Raw genomic sequence first — 2777 nt, 5'->3', positions numbered from 1 at the left:
CCGGCCGCCAGCGCAGGAACTTGGTGCCATGCCGGAAACGGTCGCCGGTGACGTGATCGAAGCGTACTTCGACCACCAGTTCGGGCCGGACCGGCTCCCATTCACCGCTGCGCTCGGTGCTCCAGCGGCTCGGCCCGCCCGGCGCCTTTCCGGTGAAGCCGGGGGGCTCGCGCATCGCTTCGAGTTTGCAGGTAAGCTCTGCCCTGTCGTCCTTGGCAATGGTCGAGGTGAAACCGACGTGATCGAGCTTGCCGGCCTGGTTGTACAGACCCAGCAACAGAGAGCCGACCTGCGGGCTGTTGCTGAGATAGCGAAAGCCGCCGACCACGCAATCGGCCGACCGCAACCGCTTTACCTTCACCATCGCACGCACCCCCGGTTGGTACGGACCGTCCAGCCGCTTGGCGACCACGCCGTCTGTCGCCCCATGTCCGGCAGCCCCTAACCAGGAGCGGGCTTCCTTCACATCGCGCGTACAGTGCGAAAGCACGATGTTCCTGCGGTTTGCCGAAGCGACGAAAGCCTCAAGGATCGCTCGCCGTTTTTTCAGGGTCCGCGCCAACCAGACGGTTCCGTGCTCATCGCAGAGCATGTCGAACAGGACGATGCGAGCCGGGGTTTCGGCGGACAGCTTGCGGATCCTCCTCTCGGCGGGATGAAGCCGCATCTGGAGCGCGTCGAACGAAAACTTGCCGTCGACCGAGATGACGATTTCACCGTCGACGACAAAACGGCGCGACGGCAGTTCCTTCAATGTCGCGACGAGTTCGGGAAAATAGCGTCCGAGCGGCTTGCCTGACTTTGCGCGCAACTCCACCGCATCGTCCTGCCGAAATGCCAGGCAGCGAAAACCATCCCATTTGCGCTCGTATTGCCATCCGTCTCCTTCGGGAATCGCATCGGCCGCCTTGGCCTCCATCGGAGGCGTATCGAGCGGCAGGGCGAAGCCGCCGTCGCGGGGGATGACCTTCATTGTGCTGCCTTTTTTCTCCCGAGCAACTCCGTGCGCCTATTTTCGCTTTCCGGTCTCCGAGCCGATGCTTTTGCGCAGCGCATCCATGATGTTGATCACGTTGCTGGGCGGTTGCTCGGCCTTGTCCTTCGCCTTGGCTGGACGCTTCTTGCCCTTCTTCTTCGAGGCAATGATCTCCAGCAGCCGCGCCTGGACGGGATCTCCGGTCATGGCGGGATCCCACTGCCTGGTTCGCTCATCGATCAAGGTCGAGACCATATCCATCAGTTTCGGGTCGGGTTTGGCATTTTCGATCTTGCCGAAATAGTCCTCGGGATCGCGAACCTCGTCGCCATAGCGCAGTGTCCACAGCACGATACCCTTGCCTCGTGGTTCAAGCATGACGGCGCGCTCGCGGCGGTACATGACCAGTCGCGATATTCCGACTTTCCCTGTCGACTGCATCGCGTCGCGAATGACCGAGAATGCTTCCTCCCCGACCGGATCGTCAGGGGTGAGATAGTGGGGCTTGTCGTACCAGATCCAGCCGATGCTGTCGGCATCGACAAACATGTCGATGTCGATGGTGCGCGTGCTCTCCAGCGCGACTGCGTCGATCTCATCGTCCTCGAGCAGGACGTATTCGTCCTCGCCGCGCTGATAGCCCTTGACCTCGTCGTCTTCAGCAACTGGTTTGCCGTTGACGGCGTCGACATATTGGCTGACGACGCGATGCCCGCTCTTGCGATTGAGCGTATGGAACCGGACCTTTTCGCTCTCGGTGGTAGCGGGCGTCATCGCGACCGGACAGGTCACGAGCGAAAGCTTCAGATAGCCTTTCCAGAAAGGACGCGGCGCCATCGAGGATCCTCGGCAGGTGTAAAACAGTCGAACGCATCAAGGTGATCGATTGTTCCAGCATCGTTTCGTCGCGCTCCAAGGCTCGCCAGCAAGAATCCATCATTTTTCCGGTTCGAGAAGGAACCGATGCGCGCAAGCGCAGTTCGGGGCAGACAAACGGCTCGGCAGCAAGGACCATTTCAATGTCGGAAGCGATCCGGATCGCAATCGGCGCTCCATTGTCGGGAAATGCGGCGGCGCTTGGCGCCGAGATGAAGCAAGCGATCGAACTCGCGGTCGAGGAGCAGAACGCGGACGGTGGCATTGCGGGCTTTCCCATCATGGTTGAGGGTGCGGACGATCAGGGAAAGGTCGAGACCGGACGGCAAGTCGCGGACGACTTTTGCAACCGGGCAGATCTGCTTGGCGTCGTTGGCCACTACAACAGCAATGTCACCATCGCTGCGGCGGAAATCTATGCCGCCCACGACCTCCCGATGATCACGCCGATCGCTTCCGACACAGCGCTCACCGAGCGCTCTCTGCCGAATGTCTTTCGCTTCACCAACCGGGATGATCAGACCGGAGCAGCCATTTCCCGTCATCTCTACGACACCATGGGCAAGCGCCGCGCCGTCCTCGTCGAAACCGAAACGATGTACGGCCACAGCATAGGCATCGCGTTCTCGCGGGCCTTTCTGTCGCTCGGAGGACGCATCGCGGAGCGGCGAACGGTTCGCGAAGGGAGCCGCGATTTTGACCCGCTGGTCGCATCTCTGCGGGCCGATTTCGATCTGCTGTTCTACGGCGGCAGTTTCGAGGGTGCTTTCATCCTGCGGGCGATGCGCCGTGCAGGTCTCCACCAGCTCTTTGCCAGCGGTGACGGCTGTTGGGACGCGGTGAATTTCCTTGAGCCTGCGGGAGAAACCGCAACATTGGGCGAAGGCGTTCTCGTGCTGTCCGCCACGCCCGAAGTGGGTAGAGT

3 protein-coding genes are annotated in these 2777 nt (G+C 61.3%); 1 reads left to right on the top strand and 2 read right to left on the bottom strand.

Annotation, left to right across the window (positions count from 1 at the left end; translation table 11 throughout):
* Together EOA85_RS31885 and EOA85_RS31880 are read right to left on the bottom strand one after the other, a co-directional pair.
* Positions 1-973: ATP-dependent DNA ligase (locus EOA85_RS31885; protein WP_127212382.1), on the bottom strand; the 973-nt coding region annotated here is incomplete at its 3' end.
* A gap of 36 nt (positions 974-1009) precedes the next feature.
* Positions 1010-1813, bottom strand: a complete 804-nt coding sequence (locus EOA85_RS31880; protein WP_127212381.1) for a Ku protein — start codon at positions 1811-1813, stop codon at positions 1010-1012.
* A gap of 182 nt (positions 1814-1995) precedes the next feature.
* Between EOA85_RS31880 and EOA85_RS31875 the strand changes: the two genes are divergently transcribed.
* A partial coding sequence (locus EOA85_RS31875) for a branched-chain amino acid ABC transporter substrate-binding protein (protein ID WP_127212380.1) occupies positions 1996-2777 on the top strand: 782 nt, incomplete at its 3' end.

The sequence above is a fragment of the Mesorhizobium sp. M5C.F.Ca.IN.020.29.1.1 genome (assembly GCF_003997375.1).
Lineage (GTDB): Bacteria > Pseudomonadota > Alphaproteobacteria > Rhizobiales > Rhizobiaceae > Mesorhizobium > Mesorhizobium wenxiniae.
Note: the sequence above shows the minus strand (reverse complement) of the source record. Positions and strands in the feature narration are given on the sequence as shown.